We start from the raw sequence: 1,597 nt of genomic DNA, 5'->3' as shown, positions 1-1,597 counted from the left end.
GTATCAGAATCCGCTATTGGATTCTTTTTTTAATTATTATTTTCAAAATCATTTAAAAGAATTTCAATAACATCACTTTTATTAATATTTAATTTAGTTGCAATTTTATTCAATTTATTATTAACAGAATTTTTTAAATAAAGTGTAGTATATATTTTTTTTTCTTTTTTTATTTTTCTAGAAAGTTGATTTAACTTTCTATCTAAATTACTTACTATAACATTATTTTTTTCATTTATTGAATTTTCAATATTAACATTATTTAAATTATTATAATTACTATTTTGTTGTAAATTATTATTATTTTCTTTTAAATTTCTTTCTTTTTCAACTTTATCTAGAGATCTTTTTATTTCCTCTTGCATAGTATTTTTTGCCATTTTTATAATACTCCTTTTTCAATTAATTCTTTAACTAAAATAGCAATAGGATTTTTTAAAGTTATAGAATTAAATTTCATTAACATAGTTTCTTTTTGTTTAATTGTAGAAAGTGGAATCTTTGTTTTTAAAATTTTATCTTTAAATGCACCATTATTTAAAAAATCAATTACTGCTTCATGAGTTTTATTCTTACCAACTTTATTTAACAAATAATATTTCATATTATTTTTAAATTTTAAACCTAATTCATTTAAACTCTTAATGGCATTATCATAAGGTTCTTTAATAGTTAAAATTCCTTCATAACTGTATTTATGTGGTTCAATAACTGTAATAATTTCATCACTTACTAGTAAAACACTTAATAATATTTTATTAAAAGAAGGAGATGTATCAAAAAAAATATAATCATAATTTTCTTTTAAAAAATTAAAATTTTTTTTAAAATTATTATACAATAATAGTTCCCCCATACTAGATAAATAAAGTTGATGATTTGTGTCAGAAATTAATTTATTATACGCTTCTACTATATCAATATTTTTTAAACTTGTTTTTTTAATTGTATTTTCCAACAATTTATTATCTGTATTACTTTTAAATCAATTTTCTATGTTTGTTTGATTATTAAAAAATGGTAACAAAGACCTTGATAAGTTTGCTTGAGGGTCTGTATCAAAAACTAATATTTTTTTGCCTAATTGAGATAAAACATTAATTAAATTTAAAGTTAATGTAGTTTTACCAACTCCACCTTTTGAATTAGCTAAAGTAATAATTTTCATAAATATGTTCCTTTTTAAAAATTTTATTTTATATTTTATATTATACCATAATAAATATTTTTTTATAAAATTTAAATAAATGGTAAATCAAATTAAATATTAATTATAAATAACATTTTTAAACACATTGTAAATATAAAGTTTTTATAAATTAAAATAAAAATTAATATTTTAAAATTTAAATAAATGGTAAATCAAATTAAATATGAATTATAAATAACATTTTTAAACACATTGTAAATAAAATTTTATTTTTAAAATTAAATATACTAAATATTATCAATATTATCTAAAATATTTTGTAGTTGTTCATTAGTTAAAATTGGTTTTTCAATATTTACTTTTTGTTTTTTAAAAGAATTTGCTATTAGCTTTGGTTTATAAAAATTATCTTTATATTCTTTTTTACTTGGTACTTTTTCAAGTTCA

The 1,597-nt window shown here is 16.8% G+C and carries 2 protein-coding genes; both read right to left on the bottom strand.

Going from position 1 to position 1,597, the window contains the following annotated elements; genetic code table 4:
* Positions 1–29: 29 nt before the first annotated feature.
* A complete protein-coding gene (locus M0D11_RS05860) occupies positions 30–380 on the bottom strand; it encodes a hypothetical protein (protein WP_252320961.1) in 351 nt (116 codons plus the stop codon).
* 2 nt (positions 381–382) lie between these two features.
* Positions 383–1,168: a ParA family protein gene (locus tag M0D11_RS05855; RefSeq protein ID WP_252320959.1), complete on the bottom strand. Its 786-nt coding sequence runs from the start codon at positions 1,166–1,168 to the stop codon at positions 383–385.
* Between the last annotated feature and the right edge of the window lie 429 nt (positions 1,169–1,597).

It is taken from the genome of Spiroplasma endosymbiont of Lariophagus distinguendus (assembly GCF_023846195.1).
Lineage (GTDB): Bacteria > Bacillota_I > Bacilli_A > Mycoplasmatales > VBWQ01 > Spiroplasma_E.
This window is presented reverse-complemented; position numbering and strand designations above follow the sequence as displayed.